At 31.5% G+C, this 26818-nt stretch carries 29 protein-coding genes; 24 read left to right on the top strand and 5 right to left on the bottom strand.

Annotated elements, in window-relative coordinates; translation table 11 throughout:
• Position 1 precedes the first annotated feature (1 nt).
• The 6 genes from B5D14_RS08065 to B5D14_RS08040 all read left to right on the top strand — a co-directional run bounded on the left by B5D14_RS08065 (position 2) and on the right by B5D14_RS08040 (position 3412).
• Complete coding sequence (locus B5D14_RS08065) at positions 2-355, top strand: arsenate reductase family protein (protein ID WP_200804783.1); 354 nt, start codon at positions 2-4, stop codon at positions 353-355.
• Positions 352-861 (top strand): nitroreductase family protein, encoded by a 510-nt coding sequence (locus B5D14_RS08060; protein ID WP_078712092.1) that lies wholly within the window; start codon positions 352-354, stop codon positions 859-861. Before B5D14_RS08065 ends, B5D14_RS08060 begins: the two co-directional genes overlap by 4 nt.
• Positions 842-1216: a rhodanese-like domain-containing protein gene (locus tag B5D14_RS08055; protein WP_078712091.1), complete on the top strand. Its 375-nt coding sequence runs from the start codon at positions 842-844 to the stop codon at positions 1214-1216. Before B5D14_RS08060 ends, B5D14_RS08055 begins: the two co-directional genes overlap by 20 nt.
• 1 nt (position 1217) lies before the next feature.
• Positions 1218-1808, top strand: a complete 591-nt coding sequence (locus B5D14_RS08050; RefSeq protein ID WP_078712090.1) for a hypothetical protein — start codon at positions 1218-1220, stop codon at positions 1806-1808.
• 142 nt (positions 1809-1950) lie between these two features.
• On the top strand, positions 1951-2634 hold the full coding sequence (locus B5D14_RS08045; protein ID WP_078712089.1) for a phosphoribosylaminoimidazolesuccinocarboxamide synthase: 684 nt from the start codon (positions 1951-1953) through the stop codon (positions 2632-2634).
• A 364-nt stretch (positions 2635-2998) separates the two neighbouring features.
• Positions 2999-3412 (top strand): hypothetical protein, encoded by a 414-nt coding sequence (locus B5D14_RS08040; protein WP_078712088.1) that lies wholly within the window; start codon positions 2999-3001, stop codon positions 3410-3412.
• Positions 3413-3505: 93 nt separating this feature from the next.
• On the opposite strand, the gene B5D14_RS08035 is transcribed toward B5D14_RS08040, so the two are convergent.
• Positions 3506-4867: an aldehyde dehydrogenase family protein gene (locus tag B5D14_RS08035; RefSeq protein WP_078712087.1), complete on the bottom strand. Its 1362-nt coding sequence runs from the start codon at positions 4865-4867 to the stop codon at positions 3506-3508.
• A 128-nt stretch (positions 4868-4995) separates the two neighbouring features.
• Between B5D14_RS08035 and B5D14_RS08030 the strand changes: the two genes are divergently transcribed.
• Both B5D14_RS08030 and B5D14_RS08025 read left to right on the top strand, forming a co-directional pair.
• On the top strand, positions 4996-5769 hold the full coding sequence (locus B5D14_RS08030; protein WP_078712086.1) for a TspO/MBR family protein: 774 nt from the start codon (positions 4996-4998) through the stop codon (positions 5767-5769).
• A gap of 13 nt (positions 5770-5782) precedes the next feature.
• A complete protein-coding gene (locus B5D14_RS08025; protein ID WP_078712085.1) occupies positions 5783-6286 on the top strand; it encodes a PTS sugar transporter subunit IIB in 504 nt (167 codons plus the stop codon).
• Here the strand turns inward: B5D14_RS08025 and rpoN are convergent.
• Positions 6276-7511: an RNA polymerase factor sigma-54 gene (gene rpoN / locus B5D14_RS08020; protein ID WP_078712084.1), complete on the bottom strand. Its 1236-nt coding sequence runs from the start codon at positions 7509-7511 to the stop codon at positions 6276-6278. The two genes, B5D14_RS08025 and rpoN, sit on opposite strands and share 11 nt — an antisense overlap.
• Positions 7512-7580: 69 nt before the next feature.
• Between rpoN and B5D14_RS08015 the strand changes: the two genes are divergently transcribed.
• The 8 genes from B5D14_RS08015 to B5D14_RS07980 all read left to right on the top strand — a co-directional run bounded on the left by B5D14_RS08015 (position 7581) and on the right by B5D14_RS07980 (position 15275).
• Positions 7581-10304: a sigma 54-interacting transcriptional regulator gene (locus B5D14_RS08015; RefSeq protein WP_078712083.1), complete on the top strand. Its 2724-nt coding sequence runs from the start codon at positions 7581-7583 to the stop codon at positions 10302-10304.
• Between the two features lie 80 nt (positions 10305-10384).
• Complete coding sequence (gene agaB / locus B5D14_RS08010; RefSeq protein WP_078712082.1) at positions 10385-10855, top strand: PTS galactosamine transporter subunit IIB; 471 nt, start codon at positions 10385-10387, stop codon at positions 10853-10855.
• Between the two features lie 22 nt (positions 10856-10877).
• Positions 10878-11684, top strand: coding sequence for a PTS galactosamine transporter subunit IIC (agaC, locus tag B5D14_RS08005; RefSeq protein ID WP_078712081.1), 807 nt, complete (start codon positions 10878-10880; stop codon positions 11682-11684).
• Positions 11671-12468 (top strand): PTS galactosamine transporter subunit IID, encoded by a 798-nt coding sequence (gene agaD / locus B5D14_RS08000; protein WP_078712080.1) that lies wholly within the window; start codon positions 11671-11673, stop codon positions 12466-12468. Before agaC ends, agaD begins: the two co-directional genes overlap by 14 nt.
• An 83-nt stretch (positions 12469-12551) precedes the next feature.
• A complete protein-coding gene (locus B5D14_RS07995) occupies positions 12552-13232 on the top strand; it encodes a GNAT family N-acetyltransferase (protein ID WP_078712079.1) in 681 nt (226 codons plus the stop codon).
• A 10-nt stretch (positions 13233-13242) separates the two neighbouring features.
• The gene (locus B5D14_RS07990; RefSeq protein ID WP_159443764.1) at positions 13243-14163 is read left to right on the top strand and encodes a magnesium transporter CorA family protein; all 921 of its coding nucleotides are present in this window, start codon (positions 13243-13245) and stop codon (positions 14161-14163) included.
• Positions 14164-14175: 12 nt separating this feature from the next.
• Positions 14176-14658, top strand: a complete 483-nt coding sequence (locus B5D14_RS07985; RefSeq protein ID WP_078712077.1) for a DUF1003 domain-containing protein — start codon at positions 14176-14178, stop codon at positions 14656-14658.
• Between the two features lie 89 nt (positions 14659-14747).
• Positions 14748-15275 (top strand): helix-turn-helix domain-containing protein, encoded by a 528-nt coding sequence (locus B5D14_RS07980; RefSeq protein WP_078712076.1) that lies wholly within the window; start codon positions 14748-14750, stop codon positions 15273-15275.
• Between the two features lie 71 nt (positions 15276-15346).
• Here the strand turns inward: B5D14_RS07980 and B5D14_RS07975 are convergent, their stop codons facing one another.
• Positions 15347-16246 (bottom strand): class I SAM-dependent methyltransferase, encoded by a 900-nt coding sequence (locus B5D14_RS07975; protein WP_078712075.1) that lies wholly within the window; start codon positions 16244-16246, stop codon positions 15347-15349.
• 34 nt (positions 16247-16280) lie between these two features.
• Complete coding sequence (locus tag B5D14_RS07970) at positions 16281-17996, bottom strand: glycoside hydrolase family 13 protein (RefSeq protein ID WP_078712074.1); 1716 nt, start codon at positions 17994-17996, stop codon at positions 16281-16283.
• A gap of 87 nt (positions 17997-18083) precedes the next feature.
• Between B5D14_RS07970 and glpK the strand changes: the two genes are divergently transcribed.
• Genes glpK through B5D14_RS07945 form a run of 5 tightly spaced genes read left to right on the top strand, consistent with a single transcriptional unit; the run spans position 18084 to position 23180 of the window.
• A complete protein-coding gene (glpK, locus tag B5D14_RS07965) occupies positions 18084-19580 on the top strand; it encodes a glycerol kinase GlpK (protein ID WP_078712073.1) in 1497 nt (498 codons plus the stop codon).
• A complete protein-coding gene (locus B5D14_RS07960) occupies positions 19580-21019 on the top strand; it encodes an NAD(P)/FAD-dependent oxidoreductase (protein ID WP_078712072.1) in 1440 nt (479 codons plus the stop codon). The genes glpK and B5D14_RS07960 overlap by 1 nt, the downstream gene beginning before the upstream one ends.
• The gene (locus tag B5D14_RS07955; RefSeq protein WP_078712071.1) at positions 21006-22256 is read left to right on the top strand and encodes an NAD(P)/FAD-dependent oxidoreductase; all 1251 of its coding nucleotides are present in this window, start codon (positions 21006-21008) and stop codon (positions 22254-22256) included. The genes B5D14_RS07960 and B5D14_RS07955 overlap by 14 nt, the downstream gene beginning before the upstream one ends.
• Entirely contained in the window at positions 22253-22642 is a 390-nt protein-coding gene (locus tag B5D14_RS07950; protein WP_078712070.1) for a DUF1667 domain-containing protein, read from the top strand. The genes B5D14_RS07955 and B5D14_RS07950 overlap by 4 nt, the downstream gene beginning before the upstream one ends.
• Positions 22626-23180: a CDP-alcohol phosphatidyltransferase family protein gene (locus tag B5D14_RS07945; RefSeq protein WP_159443763.1), complete on the top strand. Its 555-nt coding sequence runs from the start codon at positions 22626-22628 to the stop codon at positions 23178-23180. The genes B5D14_RS07950 and B5D14_RS07945 overlap by 17 nt, the downstream gene beginning before the upstream one ends.
• A 329-nt stretch (positions 23181-23509) precedes the next feature.
• On the opposite strand, the gene B5D14_RS07940 is transcribed toward B5D14_RS07945, so the two are convergent.
• Positions 23510-24079, bottom strand: a complete 570-nt coding sequence (locus B5D14_RS07940) for a GHKL domain-containing protein (protein ID WP_078712068.1) — start codon at positions 24077-24079, stop codon at positions 23510-23512.
• A 519-nt stretch (positions 24080-24598) separates the two neighbouring features.
• On the opposite strand from B5D14_RS07940, the gene B5D14_RS07935 reads away from it, so the two are divergent.
• From B5D14_RS07935 to B5D14_RS07925, 3 genes are all read left to right on the top strand, one after another.
• On the top strand, positions 24599-25219 hold the full coding sequence (locus B5D14_RS07935; protein ID WP_078712067.1) for a hypothetical protein: 621 nt from the start codon (positions 24599-24601) through the stop codon (positions 25217-25219).
• Entirely contained in the window at positions 25209-25544 is a 336-nt protein-coding gene (locus B5D14_RS07930; protein WP_078712066.1) for a hypothetical protein, read from the top strand. Before B5D14_RS07935 ends, B5D14_RS07930 begins: the two co-directional genes overlap by 11 nt.
• A gap of 549 nt (positions 25545-26093) precedes the next feature.
• The gene (locus B5D14_RS07925) at positions 26094-26789 is read left to right on the top strand and encodes a polyphosphate polymerase domain-containing protein (protein WP_078712065.1); all 696 of its coding nucleotides are present in this window, start codon (positions 26094-26096) and stop codon (positions 26787-26789) included.
• Positions 26790-26818 lie beyond the last annotated feature (29 nt).

The following is a 26818-nucleotide window of genomic DNA, read 5'->3' as shown; positions in this document are numbered from 1 at the left end:
AATGAAAATGAAATTTATCTGTTATCCAAAATGTACAACATGTCAAAAAGCAAGAGCGTGGTTAGATGCAAGAAATATCGATTATGAATTTAGAGATATTAAACTTGAACATCCAACAGAAAAAGAATTAAAAGCATGGATTAAGAAAAGTGGATATCCAATTAAGCGATTCTTTAATACAAGTGGAATGTTATATCGTGAGCTGGAATTAACTAAAAAGTTACCTACAATGAGTGATGAAGAACAAATTCAATTGCTTGCGACTGATGGTATGTTAGTGAAAAGACCTATTGTTATCACAGAGGACAAAGTGTTAGTAGGATTTAAAGAAAAGGAATGGATTGATTTAGTATGAATACATTAGATGCAATCAAAACAAGAAGAAGTATACGTAAATATACAAATGAATTAGTAAGCAAAGAAATGATTCATGCATTACTTGAAGCAGGTTTTTGTGCACCATCAGCAAGAAACAGAAGACCATGGCATTTTGTAGTCATTCAAGATCGTGAAAAATTAAATAAATTAGCTGAATTTGGTAAATACTATAAAATGCTTGCATCAGCACCCATGGCAATCTTAGTGTGTGGTGATAGTGAGTTACTTGAACGTGACTATTTAATTAATGATTGTTCAGCTGCAGTTGAGAATATTTTACTGGCAGCTCATGAACTTGGGTTAGGAGCCGTTTGGTTAGGTGTTAAAATTGATGAAATGAAAGAATTTTATCAAACTGAATTCAAATTGCCTTCTCCTATTCTTCCAATTGCGTGTATATCAATAGGTCATCCAGATGAAGAAAGAGAAGTTGACAATCGTTACGAAGAAGAAAAGGTTCATTATGAAACGTTCATTATTTAAAACGATGCTTATTGCACTATCCCTTGGATTTCTATCATCATGTTCAGGTGGTGATGGGTATAAAACAATTAATTCAAAGGAAGCATATAAAATGATGCAAGAAGAAAAGGTTATTATTTTAGATGTAAGAACAGTTGAAGAATTTCAAGAAGGTCATATTGAAGGTGCAATTAATATACCCTTGGATGAAATTAGAACAAGAAGTAATGAACTAAATAAGGAAGATACAATTCTTGTTTATTGTCGTAGCGGTAATCGTAGTAAAACAGCATCCAATGAATTAGTAAAACTTGGCTTTAGCCATGTCTTTGATTTTGGTGGTGTAAACAATTGGAGCTATGGATTAGTTAAATAATATGGCAAAAGATGAAATAAAAACATTTCTAACAAAACTTAAAAAGTTTGAGAAAGAAATGCCAGATTTAAACCAATATATTTATCAAGAATATTTAGAAGATGATAAGGCAATAATCTATGTTGATGCAAGCCAATTGGAATTGTTTGATCCACTGTCCTATGGTAATCAAATAGAAATGAATGAAGAGTTGTATGCATTTATAGAACGAAAGAGTTATCCAGTTCCGGTTAAGTATCCAATCATTGTTCGATTTTGCAATCGAGAGTTTACCAAAAGTGAACAGGAATTAATCCAAAAGCTAATTGTTGAGCGCTATAGTGTTGAATTAAGAGATAAAATCCTAGATTTAAAGATAAATAAAATTAAGGTAATTGCCCTAACCGTTGTTGGTGTTGTATTGTTAGGTATTTATTTCTCATTGCAACTAGCAAATTTAGGTAACATCTTTATGGAATTTTTGTCCATTGCAGGTACATTCGCTTTGTGGGAAGCAGTTGATTTCTATTTGTTAGAACGTAAAGATTTAAAGACACAAAAGTATAATACAGGGCAGTTAGCTATGATAGAGGTACAGTTTAGTAAAAGTTAGTCAATGAATTGATTAGCTTTTTATTTGAATTTGATATTTGAATAAATAAACGAAGGATACATGAAAAAAATATTTTCATGATGTAACGTGCGTGCTATAATAATAACGTTTTAGGGCACCCTAAACATGGAGGAAAAGGTTAATGAAAAAAGTTTACGAAGGGAAAACTAAAGATGTTTATTCTTTAGACAATGGAAATGTGCTATTGAAGTTTAAAGATGATTGCACAGGAAAAGATGGCGTATTTGATCCAGGAGAAAATACAGTAGGATTAACAATCGATGGTATTGGAAAAGCAAATCTTGAAACATCTATCCATTTCTTTGAAATACTAAAAGAAAAAGGAATCAAGACTCATTATGTGAGTGCAAATGTAGAAGAAGCTACAATGGAAGTTTTACCTGCTACGGTATTTGGTAAAGGATTAGAAGTAATTTGTAGACTTGTTGCGACAGGAAGTTTCATTCGTCGCTATGGTGCTTATATTGAAGATGGAACTAGAATCCCAAATGGTTATGTAGAAACAACATTGAAAGATGATGAAAAGGGAGATCCACTAATTACAAAAGATGCATTAGCATTATTAGGTGTAATGAGTGAAGAAATGTATGATAGCATGAAAAAACAAACTCTTGAAATCACAAAGATTGTTGCAGAAGACTTAATGAAAAAAGGGTTAGATTTATATGATATCAAATTTGAGTTTGGCTATAACAACAATGAAGTTATCTTGATTGATGAAATCGCAAGCGGTAATATGCGTGTCTACAAAGATGGTAAAATTGTTGAACCAATCGAATTGACATCAATTATTCTTGAAAAATAAAAAATTAGCATGACATAGAGTAAAATCTATTTCATGCTTTTATTTTACTTGCTGATAAATAATATAGAATATGTAATTTAAGAAAATTTCAAGATGAAAGTAAAACATTACATGATTCATCTTTATTTTTATAATCGTTTAAAGGAAATGGAATTAATAACCTCTACTATTGAATATAAAAATGAAAAGAGATATTATGTAATCATAAAGCAGTACATTTTTAATTACGAACTATAAGTAATAATTATAATTTTAGCTAGATCTATTTAAAATTGGTGATGAAAAAATAGCGATAAGAATTGCAATTTATGTTGGTATGACACCAAGACCAGAATAGAGTAATATATGAAATGAGGATAAATTATTGGAAGAGGTAAAATACAAAATATTTTTAAGTGCTATTTTTGTTGTTTTTGGAGTATCTATACTTTGTTTATTATTTTATATTTCTGATGGATATCCTGCAAAAGCCAATTGGACATATTTGAATGATTTATTTTTTATCAGAAAATATCACTCTGATCCTGCGTTATATTTTACTCTCAAAGCGATAGAAATCGCTTCGTTATTTATTCCAATGAAATATTTTGATTCTAGAATTTCGAAATTATATGGAGCTATAATTATAGGTGTATTGATAAGTATTATAAGTTATTATGTGGAAGTTTACTACTTGAATTCAATTCTATCCTATGTTTTATTTGCTATAGGTATTGTTTTAACAGTAATCTATTACTGGATTGTATTGTTTTCAAGAAAATATACTTATAGAAGCTAATTACTAAAATTTGATTTGGATTATTCAGAGATTGAATAACAAGTAAAATGGCACCTCAAATTGTGTTTGTTTGAGGTGCCATATTTATGTAGTTTACTTCATTATTTTTCGAATTATATTTAGTGTTTTATCTTGCTTGCTATAACGCAATGGTAAGTCAATTAAGTAGGTATTGTTTTGAATTGATTTTGTATGGGAGAATGTTTCAAGACTATATTTTCCGTGATAACTTCCCATACCACTTTGTCCAACACCACCAAAAGGTAAATGGTGATTTGCAAGATGCATAACACAATCATTGATACATCCTCCACCAAAGGATACTTCTTCAATGATTCGTTTAGATACTTCTTTGTTCTTACTAAAGATGTAGCAAGCTAACGGTTTAGCTTTTGATTTGACTATTTCAATTACCTCACCAATTTCATCATATTCAATGATAGGGAGAATTGGACCAAATATTTCTTCTTTCATTATAGGACTATTGAAAGTTGCGTGTGTAAAGAGGGTAAGACCAATTTTACGCGTATTGTCATCAAAGGATGTTTCTGTTTTATACATTTCTTCGCCAATTAATTTCTTAATTCTAAGATAATGTTTTGCATTAATCATACAAGGATAAGTTTCTTCTAAGACTCCTTTTGGACATTGTCTTTGAATTTGATCAAGTACTTGTTCAATGAATTCATCTTTTACACTTTTATCTACGAGGATATAATCAGGAGCAACACAAGTTTGACCAGCATTTAATAATTTAGCCCAAACTATACGTTTGGCTGCTTGTGTTATATTTGCACTTCTGGTTACAAAAGTAGGACTCTTACCACCAAGTTCAAGTGTAACAGGAGTTAAATATTTAGCGGCATGAGCCATGATTTGTTTTCCAATTTTTTCACTACCTGTAAAGAAAATATAATCATATTTAAATTTAAATAATAATTCAGGGTCTACTTTAGGATCTAGGCAATAAACAACCTCTGTTGGGAATGTTTCGTTAAGAAGTTTTTGTAATAAAGTAGAAGTTGCTAAGCTACTTTCTGAACTCTTTACAATAGCAGTATTACCAGCAGCTAATGCTCCAACTAAAGGTGCAAGTGTTAATTGTACGGGATAGTTCCATGGAGCTAAGATTAAAACTGTTCCATAAGGCTCTTTGAGTGTATAGCCAAGTGATCCTATTAAGTGAAGGGGAATCTTTTTATATGAAGGTCTAGCGAATCGATCTAATGTTTTTAGTGCTGAATTGATTTCTGAATAGACAATACTGATTTCAGTTAAATAAGATTCTGTCTTTGATTTGCTTAAATCTGTGCGTAAAGCTTCACATAAATCATCTTCATGGGATTTTATCATATGTTTTAGTTTAAGCAGTTGTGCTTTCCTAAATTCAACATTCTTTGTTTTATTTGAATTAAAGTAATTTCTTTGACTATTTATTATATCTTGATAAATCATAAGTTACCTCCTACGTCTATACTTATCATAACATAGAATACCCAAATTGTATTTTGAACATCTTGTGAAAATCGTTCTAATTGACATTTGGAAATGGAGTGATGTAATTAAATATAGGAGGTGTTTTTATGAATAAAAAAATACCATCGCGTTATCTAGTTTTAGTTACTACTTTGTTTACCTTATTTGCGAATACATATGCAAATGTATTTAAGTTTAATGGGTATTCAACAAAGGATATTTCTGATCTATATCCTAATTTATTTACCCCAGCTCCGATCACATTTTTAATATGGACTTTAATCTATGGTTTACTGATTGTTGTCGTTTATCGATACTTTACAATGGATAAACTCAGTGATTCTGAGGCAAAAGTGTATAATCGAGTAGGTTATATCTTGAGTTTCTCTAATATCTTAAATGGGATATGGATGTTGTTTTGGCATATGAATGAAATCTTAATTGCTTTGATTATTATGCTAGGTATCTTGGTTTCCTTACTTGCAATTCTCTTTGAATTGAAAAAAGTACATCAAGATTTATGGTTTAAAAGTTGTTTTGGTATCTATACTGGATGGATTACTATCGCAACCATTGCGAACATTGTGGTTTATTTAGTGTCGATTCAATGGGATGGATTTGGTAAGTCACCTGAAACATGGATGGTAATTATTACCATTGTTGGCTTAGTAATTACTTCATTAACAGCATGGAAGTTTAGAAATCCTTATTATATGATGGTTACAATTTGGGCTTATATAGGAATCTTGATTGCTCATCTAAGTGACACACAAAATACACTGATCATTGGAACAGTCTCAGGTTGCATCGCTATTGAAATTGTGGTATTACTTTTAGTAATGAAGGGAAGTCTCTATAATCAAGCGAAACAATTAAAATAGAGCTAATTAAGATATGCAGATTGAAGGTAAAATTGTTTTAGTGCGGATTGATAATCGCTTAGTACATGGTCAGGTGGGTGGCCCTTGGTCTGCAAGTTTGGATGTGAATGTGTTGGTTGTTGTTGATAATGAGGTTGTACTTGATCCACTTCAACAACGATTAATGGAATTTGTTGCGAATTCTAATAATATTCGTATTTTATTCTTTTCTGTGCAAGATTTCATTGAGGCACTAACAAATAGTAGCCCTCATTCAAAGATGTTTGTGGTTGTTAGAAATGTTCAAACTGTATCAGAGTTAGTTGATGCAGGGGTCCCTATTGATACAGTGAACTTTGGAAATATGCATTATGAAAAAGGCAAAGTCCCTTTATCGCGAAAAGTTTATATTAATAATGAGGATGCAGAAGGTATTCAAAATTTATTGGATCATCAAGTAATTTGTTTTATGCAAGATGTTCCTGGAACATATCGAGAAGAGTTAACGACGTTAGCACATGTTAAATTCAAGAAATAATCTTTCTTCTTGATGAATTAGGGATACGACATTGTTCTCTATATTTTGAAACACATCGTCTAGAAATTGTAATATCTCGCTCTTTTAGGAGTTGAACGAGTTGTTCATCACTAAAGGGGCGTGTTTTATTTTCCTCTTTAATGAGTGTATTAAGTTCTTTCTTTATTTGATCACTGCTTAAACCATCTTTACTTTCGTTTGTAAATAATGAAGAAAGTAAAATTGTTTTGTGTTCATATTGCAATGCCTTGTTTTGAATTGATCTAAACACAGTTGAAGGATGACGAGAAACAAGTTCTCCAACTTGTTTGTAGGTACATGGAATAAGTGGTGAATCATGAAGAATGTGCTCTTTTTGAATTTGGAATAACACGGTACTAATGGTATGCAGTGTTGAGTATCGCTTTGATAAAGAAGCAAATAGTTCTTGTAGGACTTTTGTTTGTTGTTTAATGTATTTTTTTACTTCAGGGTCAGAGACATCAGTGATATCTTGATTGATGGATAAGTATTGACTTAGATTCTTTGTCTGAATTGTATAATTTCCATCTTCTTCAGTGACAAAAATTTCTGGATAAAGGTAGGGGATTGATTGTGAGTACATTGCACCCGGTTTTGGATTGCATTGCTTAATTCTATTCAAGCATTCTTTAATTGTATGCTCATCTGTTTCTAAGCATTTCGCAACTTTATTGAAATGACCTTTGGATAAATCTTCAAGGTAATCTATGCATTTCAGTAAGATATCTTGATTCTTAATGGATATTCTCTTGCATTGAATTGCAAGGCATTCTTTTAAATCTCTTGCTCCGACACCACTTGGTTGAAGAGTTTGAACATGATGAAGAGCTTCCTTTAAATCCTTAATTGGAAAATGAGTTGCTCTTTTTATTTCTGATAAAGGTACTTGCAAGTATCCATTTGAATCTAAATGATAAACAATGGCTTTCATACAGTTTTTATTTTTATATTTACTTGTATTGATTTGTTCAAGTAATTCATCAGTAAGTGTTTTCTCATGATTATCAGCTAGTTGGTTAAAATCGTAGTCAACCGTCCCCTGGTAAAAATCAGGATGTATTTCAAGTAATGGGTTTTCTTGAACCATCTCCATCACCATGGTTTCTATCTCTTTTTGATTCATAACTAAAATTGCAAGTGATTGCACTTGCTTAATAGTAATCTTATGTGTTGGTTTTAATGTTTGAATTAATTTAGTTTTCATGTGACTTCAACCTTAACAAGATTGTAACATAAGTTCATTTGCGATAAAATATGTTCGTGAGGGAATGCCATGAAAGAGAAACTACTAGAATTATTGAATAGTTATACAGAAAAGAATGGTCCAGTTCCGATGGAATGTTTTACTGCGTCCTATCTTGCGAATGAATTATCACTTAGTCGTAACAGTGTTTCACAATATTTAAATGAGTTCATTCAAGACAATAAGGTCGTAAAGATTAATTCACGACCTGTTTATTTCTATGGAATAAGTGAATTAGAGAAACAAGGAATTGAACTTGAGAATAGTGTATTTGAATCTTTTGAAGATTTAACATTTAAAAAAGAAGATTTTGATCGTCTTATTGGTTCAAGAGATTCTTTGAGACATGCAATTGAGCAGTGCAAAGCAGCAATTAGCTATCCTCCTTTAGGATTACCAATTTTATTAAATGGTGCTACAGGTACAGGTAAGAGTAGAATTGCGCAAACAACTTATGAGTATGCGATTTGTGCAAAAATCATTGAACCTGAAAGTAAATTTATTGTGGTTAACTGCAGTGAATATGCCAATAACCCTGAGTTATTAACTGCGAACTTGTTTGGGCATAAAAAAGGTGCTTATACAGGTGCGGATAAAGATAATCCAGGTTTGATTCAACTTGCAGATGGTGGTGTACTATTTTTAGATGAAGTTCATTGTTTAAAAGCAGAATGCCAAGAAAAATTGTTCTTATTTATGGATAAAGGTGTTTATCATCGTGTTGGTGACAATGAAAATTGGTTTCATTCAGATGTACGTTTAATTTTTGCGACTACTGAAAATCCAGAAGATGTTTTACTTAAAACATTGCTTCGAAGAATACCGATTGTTGTAAAAATACCTGCCTTGGATGAGCGACCACGAAATGAAAAGGCGGCTTTATTGTCTTCAATATTTAAAAATGAATCCAAGGAAATTGGAAAAACAATTGAAATTAGTTCACTTGCTTATCAAATCTTTATGGATACTTCAATTCCAGGTAATGTTGGGGGATTAATGAACAGCATACGTGCAACTTGTGCAAATGCGTTTCTTGAGGATAATCAAGAAAGAGATTTATTAGAAATCCATGTAAATAACTTACCTGAATATGTACTTCAACTAGCACCTGTCATTAACTTTAAGCTACAAGGTACAAAAGATAAGAAAATGGTTAAACTCTGTTTTCCATATCAACCTAATCCATATGATGCGAAGTTAATTGGAGTTTATGAAAGAATGTTAGAAAGTTATCGTAAATACTTAGAGAATCCATTAACCAATCGTTTATTAAGTGAATCTTTGAAAGAAGTTATTGATCAATATAGTGATTATTTGATGTTTGATCGAAATCAAGCATCAAGTCCAAATCATGAGTTTACAAAAAAGATTACTGATAAAATATTCTCTATTGTTATGAATCGTTACAACTTAAAAATAAGTAATAATGATATCTTACTTGTATCAAGATATTTAAGTGAATATGCACGATTAAGCCATGAACTTAAAAACTGGTTAAGTAATCATACACAAGAAATTCATGATTTCTCAGAACTATTTCAAATGAAATATCCTCGTGAGTATGCGATTGCTACAGAGATTGTGGACAATGTAGGAATTAACTTGGATATTGAAATTGATGAGATGATGAAGATTAGATTGATGCTGATGATATGTGATATGCATCGAGAAGAATCAAGCAATAAAACCATTGCTGTCATCTTATGTCATGGTTATTCTACCGCTTCATCTTTGGCTGATGCAGTCAATAAAATGCTCAACGAGAATATTTTTGACGCCATCGATATGCAATTGGATGTGAGTGTGGATAAGATAACAAATCAATTAAATGATTATTTAAAGATGAAGAACTACTTTGATGATTTGGTTTTATTAGTTGATATGGGATCATTAGAAGAAATTTATAAAGGAATTAAACAAATTCCAAATGTAAACATAAGCATTATCAACAATGTAAACACAAAGCTAGCTCTTATTATTGGAAGTAAAATCAAACAAGGTGAAGATATATCTAAAATACTAGAAACTGCTTGTCTTGACACTACATCTCAATACAAATACATTCAAAATCGATTGAAGAAGAAAGCCATTCTATCTGTTTGTGCAACAGGTGTGGGTGCAGCTGAAAAAATTGTGGATCTGTATAAGAGGAGTTTACCAAAAAACATTGATGCAGAAATTGTGAGTTATGACTATAATAAACTCGTTGAAAATGGTAAAAATGATTATATCTTTGAAAAGTATGATGTTTCCTTTATTTTGGGAACAATGAATCCGTACATAGAAGATATTCCATTCATTGCAATTGAGGATTTAGTTTTGAATTCAGAAATGGATCAATTGAGTTCACTTATGAAAGATTTCTTACAAGAAGAAGATATTGAAGTGATGAAACAAAACATCATCAAGAACTTTACACTCAATAACATCGTAAATCATTTAACGATATTGAATGCTGAAAAGGTGTTGGATGATGTTGAACAACTAGTTATTGAAATGGAAGAGCATCTAAGTACACCACTTCCTGCAGCTAGTAAAGTAGGACTTTATGTACACCTGTCTTGCTTAATTGAGCGATTAATCCTTAAAAATGAAGTTCAATTAATAGAAGAGCCAGTAGAATTTATAGAACAACATGGTGATTTTATTAATACAGTAAAAGAAATATTTAGTGTCGTAGAAATGAATTATAGTGTCGAAATCCCTGTTTCAGAAATTTATTATATATTTAATTATATTGAAAATTACTTATAAACAAAGGATTTAAGGCGTGCTAAGATAAAGTTGGCACGCTTTTTGCTAGGTATTTAGGTGAAGGAAAAGGAGGTGAAAGAATGAAAGGAGAAAATATTCTTTTGACACGTATCGATAATCGTTTGGTACATGGACAAGTAGGGGTGACTTGGACAAAAACAATTGGAGCAAACTTAATCGTTGTTTGTGATGATGAAGTTGCCAATGATCAAATTCAACAACAATTAATGACATTTACTGCAAAATCTAGTGGTGTTGGAATTCGTTTTTTCACAGTTGAATATACAGCAGATATTATCGGTAATGCTGCACCTGAACAAAAAATTTTCCTTGTAGTTAGAACACCAGAAACTGTTAGGCGCCTAATTGAATATGGTGTGACTTTAAAGGACGTCAATGTAGGTAACATGCACTTCTCAAATGGAAAACGTGCACTTACAAAGAAAGTATATGTTGATGATCAAGACATGGCAGATTTAGTATTTGCTAGAGATCATGGCTCTAACGTATATTGTCAAGATGTTCCAGGAGATTCAATCGAAAAAATATAAAAAATAAAAAGGAGAAAGAAAAATGCAAATCACATTAATGCAAGGCTTAATGCTTGCAATTGCCGCTATTATTATCGGTGTGGATTACTGGTTAGAAGCATTATTTATCTTCCGTCCACTTGTTGTATCAACAGTGACAGGAATTATTTTAGGTAATGTTCAACTAGGTTTAGCAACAGGGGCTTTAACAGAACTAGCGTTCGCAGGATTAACACCTGCTGGAGGAACACAACCTCCTAACCCAGTTTTAGCTGGATTTATGTCAACAACAATCGCTTACACAGCAGGTGTGAGTGCTGAAACAGCATTAGGTTTATGTTTACCATTCTCATTCTTAATGCAATACGTTATTTTATTCTTCTATTCTTCATTCTCATTCTTTATGGCTGGTGCGGATAAAGCAGCTGAAGAAGGAAATGTTGCAAAAATTCGTCGTATCAATATTACTACAACTTTAATCGTAGCATTATCATACGGAGTTATCGTATTTGCTTGTACTTACTTAGCACAAGAACCAATGGCTAACTTTGTTACATCTATGCCTGCATGGTTAATCCATGGATTAGAAGTTGCAGGAGGTATCTTACCTGCTATCGGATTCGGTATGTTATTACGCGTTATGATGAAAGCAAAATACATCCCATTCTTTATCGCTGGATTCTTAATGATGAACTTTATTCCAATGAACAACTTATTACCAGTAGCAATGCTTGGTACTGCATTCGCATTGTTTGATTTCTTCAATGCAAAAGCTAGAAGAACTGCAATCGAAGAAGCAATCGCAAATAATTCAGGAAGCACAGGAGGAAATAAAAATGTCGGCATCTAAAAAACTTACTAAAAAAGATATAACAATGCTAGGTTTACGTTCATCTTTCCTACAAGCTTCATTTAACTATGAAAGAATGCAAGCAGGTGGATGGCTATTAGCTCAACTTCCAGCATTAGAAAAAATCTATGCAGATGATAAAGAAGGTTTATCACTTGCAATGACAGATAACCTTGAATTTATCAATACACATCCAAACTTAGTTGGATTCTTGATGGGATTACTTATCTCTCTTGAAGAAAACGGAGAAGACCGTAGTTTAATTAAAGGTTTAAAACTAGCACTATTTGGACCTATCGCAGGTATTGGGGATGCAATCTTCTGGTTCACATTCCTTCCAATTATCGCAGGTATCTCTTGTTCATTTGCTTCACAAGGATTAATTATTGGACCAATCATTTTCGTTGGTGCATACTTAACAATTTGGGTATTACGTATTGTGTGGACACACATGGGATATCGTTTGGGAACAAAATCATTTGAAATGTTACAAGAAAACTCAGATATTATTGCAAACTCTGCAACAATTCTAGGTATTACTGTTATTGGTGCTTTAATCGCATCTTATGTAAATATTAATTTACTTCCTGTAATTAGTGTTGCAGGTGGTATCGAAGTTAGTATTCAAGAAGCATTCTTAGATACAATTTTCCCTAAATTACTTCCTCTAGGATATACATTATTAATGTTCTATCTATTAAAGAAGAAACAAGTAAGCCCAGTAATTCTTATCATTGGAACAATCGTTCTTGCAATTGTTTGTTCATTTATTGGATTACTATAATCTATCCCTTTCCAAGTAAAGGTGTACATGAAATATGTACATCTTTTTCTTTTGAAATGCTATACTTACAGTAGGTGATAAGAATGAATTTAGATAAAAATAAAAGAAAATATTGTAATTTAATTCACTTAAAGAGTGATCCAATGGTGAGTAATTTACTAGAAACTGAAACATCCATAGTATTGTATAAAAGAGATATGGAATGCTATTTCATTGCATGTGAAATGATGAGTGAAGTAGATCAAATCTTAGCGGTTATCGATACAAGTAAAAACAATGGCTTCTGCATTAATACGAAAGAACTAAGACCATATTTACCAGGAATGGAGGATGCATTTGAGTGTTGGAATTATTTGTATGAAAAAGATTCCATAGATTTTGAAGTAAGAGATGATGTTGAAATAAGAGAACTAGATGATAGTTACTATGACTTTGTTCTTGAACATTATCATGGATATGATGATCCGAACTACATTCAATCAAGGCTTGCATCAGGAAACTTATGGGGCGTTTTTAAAGAAGATGTTTGTATGGGTTTTATTGGATATCATGATGAAGGATCAATGGGATTACTTGTTATTTTAGACCAGTACAAGCGTTTGGGTTTAGGAACATACATGGAAAAGTATTTAATTGATAAAACATTAAAACAAGGCCGACTTCCTTTTGCCCAAGTTCATCCAGATAATGTTGCATCAAAGAATCTACAAGAAAAACTTGGTTTAAAAGAAGATCAAAATATAGTTACATGGGGAAATGGATAGGGTGAATAAAATGATCTACGAAATTATTAATAAAAAACTAATTCAGGTTGACCAATGTGATGGAAAACATCCAAGCATTGCCTATTTAACTTTAGAGGAGTTAAATCAAACTGAAAACTTGCCACCATTAGTAATAGATTTATGCAATAGTGATCAAGCACAGTACAAGAATAGTGTAGATGATTACGATGATTTTAGTTTTGGTATTATTAATATTGTAGATGTATTTAATCTTTATACTAACAAAGATCGTATTGCTTTTGTAATCATGAAAGATAAATTTTATCTTATTGAATTGGTCGATGAAAATAAGAGTATCTTGGATACTTTCTTATCAGTAGTTCAAGTTCATCAAGAAAATGCTGAATTTGAGAAAATGATTGCGCTAATTCTTGAAACACTACTTCAAAATGGTTATGAAGTCTTGGATGAAATTGATAAAAAGATTTCTTTGATGGAAGAAAGTGTTGTGGAAGAAAAAGCAAGTTCACGATTAAATCGAGGAATTTTTGCACTAAAAGATCAATTGAGTATCTTAAAGAATTATTATCAACAACTCGAAGAAATTGGTACATGCTTGCAAGATAATGATAATAACTTGTTTAATCATGCAGAACTCAATCATTTCAAGCATTTTACAAATAAGAGTAATCGGTTGCTAAATGCGTGCATTTCAAAACAAGAAGACTTAATTCATCTACGAGAAGCACTGGATGCAATGCTCGATTATCAGTTGAACAATATTATGAAGTTGTTTACTGTTATCACAACAATTTTCTTGCCCCTAACATTGATTGTTGGGTGGTATGGGATGAACTTTGCCCATATGCCAGAACTAGATTGGGAATATGGTTATATTACTGTTATTTGCATAAGTGTTGTAGTTGTAGTCGCTAGCTTATATTATTTTAGAAAGAGGAAACTTTTATAGGAGAAGAATGGCATGGAAGACAAAAACAAATTATTAGAAGAGATATTAGAAGATGTAGATGAAGAAATGACGGATGAAGAAATTATTCATTTGTTGCTTGATCGAAAATTAGCGAAAAAAGAAATCAAAACAAAATTAACAGTTGGCGAAAAGACGGCAGATAATTTAGCGAAGTTTGCAGGAAGTTGGACATTCATTATTATCTTCATGACAGTCTTAGTCATTTGGATGATGTACAACTCAATGACATCAAAGCACTTTGATCCATATCCTTTTATTCTATTAAACTTAATTTTATCTTGTTTGGCTGCAATTCAAGCACCTATTATCATGATGAGTCAAAATAGACAAGAAGAAAAAGATAGAGCACGTGCTGAAAATGATTATCGTGTTAATGTTAAAACGGAGATTATTTTATCTGATTTACATGTGAAAATTGATCAATTACTTAAAAATCAAGAAGAAATACTAAAGAATCAAAAAGATAAAATATAATTCTACTTGAAGTTGCGTAAGTGCAAGTTGAGGTTGGTGGATAATAATTTAATATAATCTATGATGAAGATATCATAGGAGGAAAGTTTATGACATTTTCAGAAAACTTAAGAGAATTAAGAAAACAAAGAAATTTATCGCAAGAAGAGTTAGCGGCGATGTTAGATGTAAGTCGACAAGCAGTATCCAAATGGGAACTAGATGAAGGTTATCCTGAAGTTGAAAAACTACTTTTAATCGCAAATAAGTTAAATGTATCACTGGATTATTTAATGGGAAATACAACAGCAAAAGAAAATAATCATAGTACTGATAAAACAAGAATACTAATAAAAAGTTTTAATAGTAAATCCATTGTGAGTTGTTATAAAGTTATTTCATCGGGAAGATTTAGAACCAAAAAAGATCAACCGAAGTATGCCTTGTTTGGGGTAGATGGTTCATCTTTTTGGGGAGATAATACAACGGTTCTTGGTTGGTATCAAGATGAAGAAAGTATTCAAAAAGAAATCAATGATATTTTAATTGCAATGCAAAATCATGAATCAAGCTATGAATTAAAGTATGCGGTAGACTTCAAAGAGAATGGGTTACTCTCTTTATTTAAATTACAATAGAAATAAGGGGTTCATCTTTTAAAGATGAGCCCCTTATTATGTTAGATGACGATGTATTTCTACATGTTTATTTAAAGTTTAGTAATGACAGTTTTTGAGAAATCTTTATGAATGGGAGTTCTTTCTATTTGATATCTTTCTTTAGGTAAAAGTTCCTCAAAGAAATCAATGGAAGGTGCATAAATCCATTGCCCATTCTGTGTGAGTGACTCTAGTATTTTCATGTAGGTACTTGCATATTGATTAGCGATTTCTTCGTTTTGTAAATGATGATAAAGAAAATGACTAGTAAAGGATAGATTAGAAATAATTGTGTTCCATTGATTACTTCCATAATCAAACGCAAACCAATCAATGGAGGAACATTCATTTGCCGATGTTTCTCGATCAATACCATAGGCCTCTATGTTCAACTTTTGAAGATATGTGACAAGATTTCCATGAAGGCCACATCCAATATCGAGTACAGGTCCTTTGATTTCATTTTGACTAAGCTTTAATAAGTTACATAAGAATTCTCCAGAATATTGTGCACAAACAAATTGTTGTGCGATTTTCTTGTTATTGTGATTCATCTGATAAACAGACGGGTTACTATTTTTGATAAATGTTGAAATTCGTTGGTAATGCCTATCTTCAATTTCATCTACTGGTTGAGTAAGATCTTTTAACTCATTTAGTAAAGTAAGATACAATGAGCGAATATATTGTTTTGAGTTTTTGTTAAAATAGAGATATTGATTGACTTTATAGAATTGATCTAAAAATTGATGCTGGTAGTTATAAGCCATAAAATCAATTTGTTCTTTTGAAAGAAGATGAATATATTTTCTTAATTTAGATAAAGATGACAATGTGTCTTTGTCAAAAGAAAGCTGGTTTGTATTGCAAAATATATTTTTGTTCATATTGGTTATAAACTGATTTTCCATTACTTTTGACATTTCTTCTAAAATCCGTTGATTTAACATTCTCTTCTTCCTTCTCATTGAATTGATGATTAACTTAGACTCGATATTTGCTTGTATGAAGTGGAACTTTTATAGGTTCTTCTTTTTTTATGATTTGATAAATATGTGCTTCAAATGGTGCAAGTTTCATCACTTTTTGAAGTTCTTTATCTAATCCGTTGTGTAGTAACTCAATACCATGAAATGGTTTATCGAATGTGATATCCGCTGCTTGCTTTGTAAGATTGATAAGAATTAATAATTCTTCATCTTCATTAATACGTTTGAAACAGAGTATATGTTTATGCTCTTTGTTAAGTTCGATAAACTTCCCGGTACAAAGTGCTTCATGTTGTTTGCGAAGTTCAATTAATTTTTTATAGAAATGATAAATAGATTGAGGATCCCTTAAGTTATCTTGTACGTTGATATAAATATAATTTGGATTTAACCTTATCCAAGGTATCACTGTAGAAAATCCAGCATAATCTTCATTAGACCATTGTACAGGTGTTCTTGCGTTATCACGAGTAACAAATGCACCAATCTTCTTTGCGATGGGTAAAGGAACGTGTAACATATCATGCATTGCTTGAACACTATTGATTGCTTCGAAATCCTTCCAATCCTTGTAGTCAAGTTTTAAATTGGTCATACCAATTTCTTCACCTTGATAAATAAAAGGAGTTCCATATAATGTGAAATTATATAACGCCAAAGCTTTAGCGGATTCTAAATAATAAAGTTGAATATTACCAAAGCGTTCAATGTGTCGTTTGTTATCATGATTTGATAGGAAATTTCCAACATAACCACCTTTTTCCATCATCGCTGTTTGCCATTTGCGAGTGATTTCTTTAAATTCTTTTGTGGTATGGCGATACAGTTTCCTAAAATCATATTTACCCAACTTGCCATAACCTAACATGGAGATATCAAAGTGAAAAGTCATATGAATTTCTTTGTTTGCAGGATTTGTATAATTCATGGCATCATCCAAAGTTACTAGGCATCCTTCCGCAAGGCCTAAGGCATCATATTTTGATAAAACTTTTTCATTCATTTCTTTTAAATATTCATGAACTAATGGACCATTTAATATATAATCATCAGGGAATTGATAACCTTTCTTCTCTGGATTTTTATCTGGAAGTCCTTCTTTTTTATCAATGCAATTGATGACATCCATTCTAAATCCATCAACACCTTTTTTTAAATAGAATTCCATGACCTTATAAATTTCATTTCGAACGTTTTCATTCTTCCAGTTTAAATCAGCTTGCGTGGGTGCAAAAGAAGTTAAGTAATAAGAATTATCACTTTCTTTTGTCCATGAACTTCCACCAAAAAAACTTAACCAATTGTTGGGTGGATTCCCATTTTTTCCTTCTTTAAAGTAGTAATAATCACGGTAGATGCTACTTGGATTATTTAATGCATCAAGAAACCAGGTATGCTTTGTTGAAGTGTGATTTGCGACTAAATCCATGAGTAAAGAAATATTGCGCTTCTTTAATTCAAGAACCAATTCATCAAAATCTTCCATTGTGCCATACTCTAAAGCGATGCGATAATAATCACTTATATCATAACCATAGTCATCATTTGGTGATGCGTAGATTGGGCTTAGCCAAATACAGTTAATACCTAATTCTTTTAAATAATCAAGTTTACTAATTATTCCTTGAATATCGCCAATACCATCATGATTACTATCTTTGAATGATCGTGGCCATATTTGATAAATTACTGAATGTTTAAAATCAATCATGAATTTACTCCTATCTTTAGATTTATTATAAACTTTTAAAAAGTTCTTGTATAATAAAAGTATGAAATCATTTTAGGAGATGAATCAATGGAAAAATTTATAATGGCGATTGATCAGGGAACAACGAGTTCCAGAGCTATTTTATTTAGTCATGATTTAAAAATTGTTCAAACTGCACAAAGAGAGTTTACACAATACTTTCCAAAACCTGGTTGGGTGGAACATGACGCAAATGAAATATGGCTAAGTGTTTTATCTTGTATGACGGATTGTATTGTACAAGCGGGCATTGATCCAGGAGATGTTGCAGGACTTGGTATAACCAATCAAAGAGAAACTACGGTTGTTTGGAATAAGGAAACAGGGCTTCCAATCTACCATGCGATTGTATGGCAATCAAGACAAACTTCAACCATCTGTGACATGCTCAAAGAAGAAGGATATACAAATTTATTCGAAAGAAAAACGGGATTAAAGATTGATCCTTATTTTTCAGGTACTAAAATAAAATGGATTTTGGATAATGTGGAAGGTGCAAGAGATTTAGCAAATCAAGGGAAACTCTTATTTGGGACAATTGATACATGGCTTGTGTGGAAACTTTCGGGACAAACAACGCATATCACAGATTATTCTAATGCTTCACGTACATTAATTTATAATATATTTGATTTGAAATGGGATGAAGAACTATGTTCGATTTTAGATGTACCAATGATGATGCTTCCAAGTGTGAAGGAATCTAGTGAAATCTATGGTACAACAGCAAGTTATCATTTCTTTAATCATTGTGTACCAATTGCTGGTATTGCTGGAGATCAACAAGCTGCACTTTTTGGACAAGCTTGTTTTGATGAAGGTGAAGCTAAAAATACATATGGTACAGGGTGTTTTCTGTTAATGAATACCGGTAGCAAGCCAATTCAAAGTAGTCATGGGCTTGTAACTACGATTGCATGGGGGTTTGAAGGTAAAGTTACTTACGCACTTGAAGGCAGTGTCTTTGTCGCAGGTAGTGCAATCCAATGGCTAAGAGATGGCCTTAAGTTTTTTACACATGCAAGTGAAACTGAAAAACTAGCACTTAGTGTTAGTGATGCAGAAGGAGTTTACTTGGTACCAGCGTTTGTTGGTTTAGGAGCTCCGTATTGGAATGATAAGTGTCGAGGTGCAATGTTTGGTTTGACTCGAGGAACTGGACGTGAGCATATTATTCGTGCAACACTTGATTCATTAGCGTATCAAACAAAAGATATATTAGATGCAATGCAAGAAGATAGTAAAGGTGAACTTAGATCGCTTCGTGTGGATGGTGGTGCGTGTGCAAACAATTACTTAATGCAATTTCAAAGTGATTTGTTAGGTGTTAATGTAGATCGTCCATCCATATTGGAAACAACTGCTTTAGGTGCCGCTATTCTTGCCGGTTTAGCTGTTGGATTTTGGAAGAGCAAAGAAGAAATAAAACAATACTTAGCAATGGATGAAATATTTAAACCAAAACAAGACATAGAAAAAATGAATAGAGTGTATAAAGGCTGGAAACGTGCAGTGAAGGCTTGTATGACTTATGAGGAAGAATAATGTTTGATGTTATCATCATCGGTTCAGGTATTGTAGGTAGTTTAATTGCAAGGGCTTTAAGTAAATACGAAATAAATGTAGTCGTTCTTGAAAAAGGGAATGATGTTGCAATTGGTGCAACAATGGCTAACAGTGCAATCATACATAGCGGTCATGATCCATTGGATGGAACTTTAAAAGCAAAACTAAATGTTGAAGGTAACCAAATGTATGAATCAGTTTGCAAAGAGTTAAACTGTTCTTTTAAACGTATTGGAGCGTATGTACTAGCGACTAGTGATGAAGAAGTAGAACAACTATTAATTTTATATAAACGAGCTAAAGATCGAAATATTCCTTGTCAGCTCCATGATCGCAAACAAATAAAACAAAGTGAACCCAACATAAATGATGCTGTAGTCCAAGGTTTATGGTTACCAACAACAGGAATTATTTATCCTTGGGAAGTTGCGATACGAAGTATGGAAAATGCAATTGAAAATGGGGTTGTATTAAAACTAAATGAAGAGGTTGTGGGAATAACACATTCTGATTTTTATACAGTTAAAACAAAGCAAAGTGAATTTCATGCAAAAGCGATTATTAATACTGCAGGGGTTTATGCAGATGAAATATATCAATTAATTAATCCTGTAATAGATTTTTCAATTACTGCAAGAAAAGGGGAATATTTTGTTTTAGATCATTTAAATAAACCTCTTGTGAATCATGTGATTTATCCAGTACCTTCATCGAAAGGAAAAGGTGTTTTAATAGTACCTACGACACATAACAATACCTTACTTGGACCAACGAGTTTTGAAATTGATGATAAATCTGCGATTAATAATACGCATGCAGGTCTTGACTATGTAAGAAATCAAGTAGGTAAATTAATAGATTATATTCCTTTTGATAAAGTCATTCGTACTTTTGCGGGAAATCGTCCTACTGGGACCACTCATGATTTTATTATTGAAGAAAGCAAGCGATTCAAAGATTTTTATAATGTTGCAGCTATTGAATCACCAGGACTTGCAAGTGCTCCTGCGATTGCTAAAATGGTGGAAGAACTTTATTTAAACAATCATCCACTGAAATTTAAAAGTGATTACAATCCATATTGTAGAAAACAAATCGTACTAAGTGAATTATCCATTGAGCAAAGAAATGAGTATGTAAAAAAAGATGCTCGCTATGGACGAATAATTTGTCGATGTGAAAAGATTACTGAAGGTGAAATTGTTGATGCAATTCACAGGACTTGTGGAGCAACCACAATTAAAGGAGTTAAGAAAAGAGTAAGACCTGGTATGGGACGATGCCAAGGAGGTTTTTGTGAACCTTTAGTTTTGGATATACTCGCAAGAGAATTGAAGAAAACAAAAGAAGAAATCTTATTGGATGATCTAGGATCAAACTTACTTTTTGAAAGGACGAAGAGCCATGAGAAAGATTAAGTGTGTCATTATTGGTGGAGGATCGGCAGGGCTATCTGCTGCTTTGTCTTTAGTTAAACAAGGAATTGAAGATATTCTTATTTTAGAACGTGATCAAGAATTGGGTGGTATTTTAAATCAATGCATTCATAATGGATTTGGACTCCATACATTTAATGAAGAATTATCTGGTCCATCTTATGCTGAGCGTTATATTCAAATGTTGGAAACAACCAAGGTTAAAGTCCTACTTAACACAATGGTGATTAAAATAACGCAAGATAGAATCATTGAATACACAAATCCAAATGAAGGGTATGTACAAATACAAGCAGATTCAATCATTCTTGCAATGGGATGTCGTGAAAGAACTCGTGGTGCAATATCCATACCTGGTTATCGTCCAGCGGGTATATGGACTGCGGGTACAGCACAAAGATACCTAAACTTGGAAGGATATTTGTGTGGTAAAAGAGTATTTATTCTAGGATCAGGTGATATTGGACTCATCATGGCTCGCCGTATGACACTAGAGGGCGCTATTGTATGTGGTGTTGCGGAACTTCAACCCTATTCCAATGGATTACCGAGAAACATCAAACAGTGCTTAGAAGACTTTAATATACCACTCTACTTGAGTCATACCATTACCGATATTAAAGGAATTGACCGAGTTGAACAAATTACAATCAACCAAGTCAATTCAAAATTTGAACCCATTGAAAATACCGAAAAAGTATTTGATGTGGATACTGTACTTTTATCAGTAGGTTTAATTCCTGAAAATGCTTTAAGTGAAGAAATAGAAATCAAAATTCATTCTAAGACAAAGGGTCCACTTGTTAATGAATCCTATATGACAAGTGTTCCAGGAATCTTTGCGTGTGGAAATGTACTCCATGTCCATGATTTGGTTGATTTTGTAAGTCATGAAGCAAGTAAAACTGGTCTTGCTGTTGCACGTTATCTAACTCATGATTTAGATATGGACTGTGGTTATCCATGTTCCAGTGGACAAGGAATTGGCTATGTTGTACCAATGCAAGTTCAACCTAAAAATATTGAAATAAATTTAGAGATATTATTTCGTGTAAACAAACCAAGCAAGGATACAACTATTCTTGTAAAAGATGGGCAACGAATTATCAAAGAGGTGAAGAAGAGACATCTAAATCCATCAGAAATGGAAAAGATTATTCTTACCAAAGATGAAATAAGTAACATAACTGAAGGAATTCAAGTAGAGGTAGCACAATGAAACAAGAAATGATATGCATTACATGTCCAATGAGTTGTCATTTACTAATTGAAGTTGAAGGAAAACAAGTGATTGAAGTAACTGGAAATGCTTGTCCTCGTGGTAAAGAATATGCAATAAATGAAATTACTAGTCCAGTACGTGTTCTTACCTCAACGGTAATCATTGAAAATGCTCTATATCCACGATTACCTGTTATTACAAGTAAACCAATTCCAAAAGATAAAATGATGGATGTGATGAGGGAAATAGATAAAATTAAAGTACAAGCTCCAATCAACGTGAAGGATGTTATCATTCAAGATGTTTGTAGCTTGGGTGTAGATATTCTTGCATCAAGATCAATGAATAAGATGGAGCATGAAGTCAATGATGGTAAGTATTAGAAAAAGTATACCCAATGCAATAACACTACTGAGAATAATATTTTCACTGATGTTGTTATTTCAAGAAATAAGAACCATTAGCTTTTTTCTTTTGTATAGTCTGTGTATACTTAGTGATATTTTAGATGGATATTTAGCAAGAAAATTAAACTGTTCCACAACACTTGGTGCTACATTTGATAGTATTGCAGATTTTATTTTTGCATGTGTTATGATGATTCGATTGATACCAATGGTTGATGGACCAAGTTGGATATTTACTTGGATAGGATTTCTTTTTCTCTTTAGAATTTTATCACTTCTTATTGGTATCATAAGATATCGTGCAATTGCATTTTTGCATACAATCATGAATAAGATTACAGGATTAATCCTTGTTTTATTTCCTGTGTTGTTTTTCTTTTTAAATGTAGAAAAAACAGCGATCGTCTTATGTTTTATCGCAAGCATAGCTACATTTGAAGAGTTATTAATAAACTCTACAGCTCCAATATTGAATCGCGACATAAAGAGTATATTTATTGAAAATAAGGAATAAAATCATTGTAATCTAAAATAACTTTGGGTTGAGAAAAAAATGCAACTAAATTAGACGAGGTAAAACACGCCTTAAATTTTCATGTTGCCCTAGAAACTCCAAGTTGTTGAATATACTAGTTATAATTTATTGTATAGGCTTAATCCTATGTGCACTAACAACTTATGATTTTGGAAAACCATCTTCAACAAATATAAATAGAAATGGAATATACCAGTATTCAAGGAATTCAATGGGTGTTTAAAAATATTGCGGATTTAAATTTTTAATTCTATATCACAACAAACTCGTTTTGTTTTTGAGCAATAATTATACTTCCATTATATTTTTCAGCTATTTTTTTTCATTGTTTTTAATCCATAACCATGTCCTGTTTCTTTCTTTTTACTTTGAATATCTTGCACCATTGATGGAAGAGTAGGAGATGTTGAGTTAATCGATTTTATTATTAGTGAACGATTGCTTGAAGAGATAGTTGTTTTGATTAATTTATTTCCTCCAATATTTTCTATTGCATTATCAAATAAATTCATTAGAAGCAAGTATAGATCAATGTCTTCGATTGGAAGTGTTTCTACTAAGTTTGTAGTGACTGTAAAATCAATTTTACTCAGGAGTGCTTCTTCTTTTTTTATTTTTAAAACATAATTAATAACTTTATTATTTGTATTATAAGAAAAGGGTAATTCATCAATTTTATTAGAATAATTAGTTAAAAAATCATCAATAGGGAAATCTCCTTTACCACAGTCTTTTAATTGTAACAAATGTTTCATATCGTGCTTTAAGTTATAAATTTCTTGTTGAAACTGCAGTACTTCTTCATTGTGTTCTATTCGATTATTTAAAAGTGCTACGTCAAGTTTTTGTTTATTTAACTCTTTTAAATTTTGATTCATTTTAGATACAATTACAAATAATAGAAGCAGTGAAATAATTAAAGACAATTATGAAATAAATAGAGGTAGTTTATTGATCTTATTTGTAAATATGAGACTTTCAAAGAACATTTGAATAAAATTAATTAAATCACTAACGAAAATATCATACCCATGACAAGCAAGGACAATTGATTTTCGTCAGTATCTTTATTTTTCAAATAATTAATCAATATTTTTTTCATATTCATTACCTAATGAAAGTTTAACATTGGTTTTTTAAAACGTGAAGAAATATCTATAAGAAATCAATTTATATGTTATTTAGCCCATAATAATGCAAGTTAGCCCAAATGTATTGCGATAACCAAAAAACAATGATATGTATTAATCAAAGGGAGGTACTATTATGAAATCAAAGAAAGTAATTGATCTAGTTGTAAACCAATTGATAAAAAATGCAAAGAAGTCTTTGCATACTACTTCCTATAGAGGAATTTATCATCTGGATTTGAGAAAATTGAAAGGAGAAAATCTTATATGAAAAAATTAATAAATTTATTAACTTGTTGTTTAATAACTATATCATTATTGCTACCGGGGTTCAAAATATTTGCGGAGGAAAAAAATGATTTTGATAACAATACGATAGTAAATGATCTTAGAGGATTCTATGACAATGAATATAAAAATTATACAATCTATAATGGAAGCAATAATATTATCACAGAACAATTTTATTTAGATACTAAGGATGAATACTTAAATAATAATTACGCAGAAGTATTTCAATATATGAGAGACAATGAAGTGTGGTTTGAAATTGATAGAAGTTACACAAAATCAAATGCCACAAGAGCGGCTGTTGTAGAAAAATATGTAGACCAAACATTTAATCATCCTGATTATTGGGGCGGTGCCTCATCTGGAACACTATTTACAGTTAAAATTACTGTTTCTGGTAGTTATTTGTATTACCCATCATCTAGCACATTTTCAGATATAAATGTTTATCAAAGTGTTGATACTTCGAGTTGTACTGTTCAATCAAAATCATTAACTAGAACTAATTATTCCAGTTATATAAAATTTACGTCGAAGGTAACGGTTAAAGATAATGGTGGAACATCAACTAGGACATTTACTGACTATGCGCTATAAGATATTGTTTTTATTGATGTTTGTGTTACTTGTAGGATGTAATGAAAAAGTTACCACTGATTTTTCAAAGACAATATCGTTTATAAATAATGATGAAAGTAAACGATTCAAAGTTGTTGAAGAAATCACTGAAGCGAATGTTACTATTAAATCTGACGAAATAATGAGTGATAGTGATATAGAAATTTATTTTGATATGAATGATTGTCAAGTCAAAGAAAGTAAATGTACAGTGGCTTTACAGTATCGTTTTCTAAATAAAAATACTAAGAATGTATCGGTTGCCATTGAGCCAAAATTAATAAATTTAGAAATTATTGAATAATGTTTGAAGTTTAAATTACCACTAGATTTCTTATATATTATTGCGAATCATACTTGGTTGTTATATGAATAAAATGTTGATCTAAATAGTTATTTACAGTATCCTATTAATTCTTAAGTGAATGAAAATAAAAAGAACATAGCCTATTGTAATGTTATCTCGTTGGAAACCTAGTTTTTATTAACATCTATGTAAAGTATTCAAGTCATAAAAATTGATTTTAGTCACTGTAATATTCAAATATTCTAATTGATTCATTAAAAATTTAATTAAAATGAGGAAATTTTAATAAAAATTACAAGAATTATGAAATGAAGATTACTTCATAGTTATTATGATTTAGCTTCCGTATTGACCTAATTACTCTTAGTGATTATTCACCACAGGTTTTTGTGTTACCATGAAGAATCCCAAGCTATTGGATATACTCCTCAAAAACATCAGGTAGAGGCTGACTCTACCTTTTATGTGAGCGTTCACATAAATTTCATGTGAAACCCATTTGTTTCCCATAATTTTTGTTTAAAGTATTACTAGGAGGAAACATGCATGAAGATTTTATCTAAGAGTCATTTCGTTGAACAAAAGTTTATTGTAAGTGAAGAACAAATAGAGAAGTTCTTAAAATGTGTTTCAAACAATATCGAAGAAGATGAACATTTTAAATATACCGTTTATAACATATACTACGCTGATGTAAGTGAAGATTTAGTTTCAAAAGTATTTAAACATAGAGCAATGAAAGAAAGAATTCGGTTAAGGAGTTATGGTATTCCTTCAATACACGATTCTGTCTATATTGAAATGAAGGAACAGCATCAAGATTCAGTTGTGAAGCGAAGGTTAGAAATGAATTTGGAAGAAGCGGATGAACTATTATCAAAGCAACATGAATGTGGTGATAATGAAATTGATGAACTACTTAGAAATCATGGACTTATTCCCAAAATGTTTATTGGGTATGAACGAGTAGCGTATTGTAGTAAATTCAATCCACAAGTAAGACTCACATTTTCTATGAATATGAGATATCGCAAAGAAGATTTTAGGCTATGTGATTTACCAGTGAATAAACCTTTATTTAATGATGAAACAACAATCCTTGAAGTAAAGGGAGAATTTCTTCCTGAGTGGTTAGTTGAAGCAATCAACCATTGTGGGTTAAAACCAATTCGGGAACAAAAAGTAAGTAAGAAAATGAAGAAAATAATGAATCAAGTTCAATTAACGAATAATTTAGTTTAATAACCAAAAAACTGTACAAATAAAAAGGG

It is taken from the genome of Anaerorhabdus furcosa, from assembly GCF_900167375.1.
GTDB classification, from domain to species: Bacteria; Bacillota_I; Bacilli_A; order Erysipelotrichales; family Erysipelotrichaceae; genus Anaerorhabdus; species Anaerorhabdus furcosa.
The sequence above is the reverse complement of the archived record's forward strand: the minus strand, read 5'-3'. Positions and strand labels throughout refer to the sequence as shown.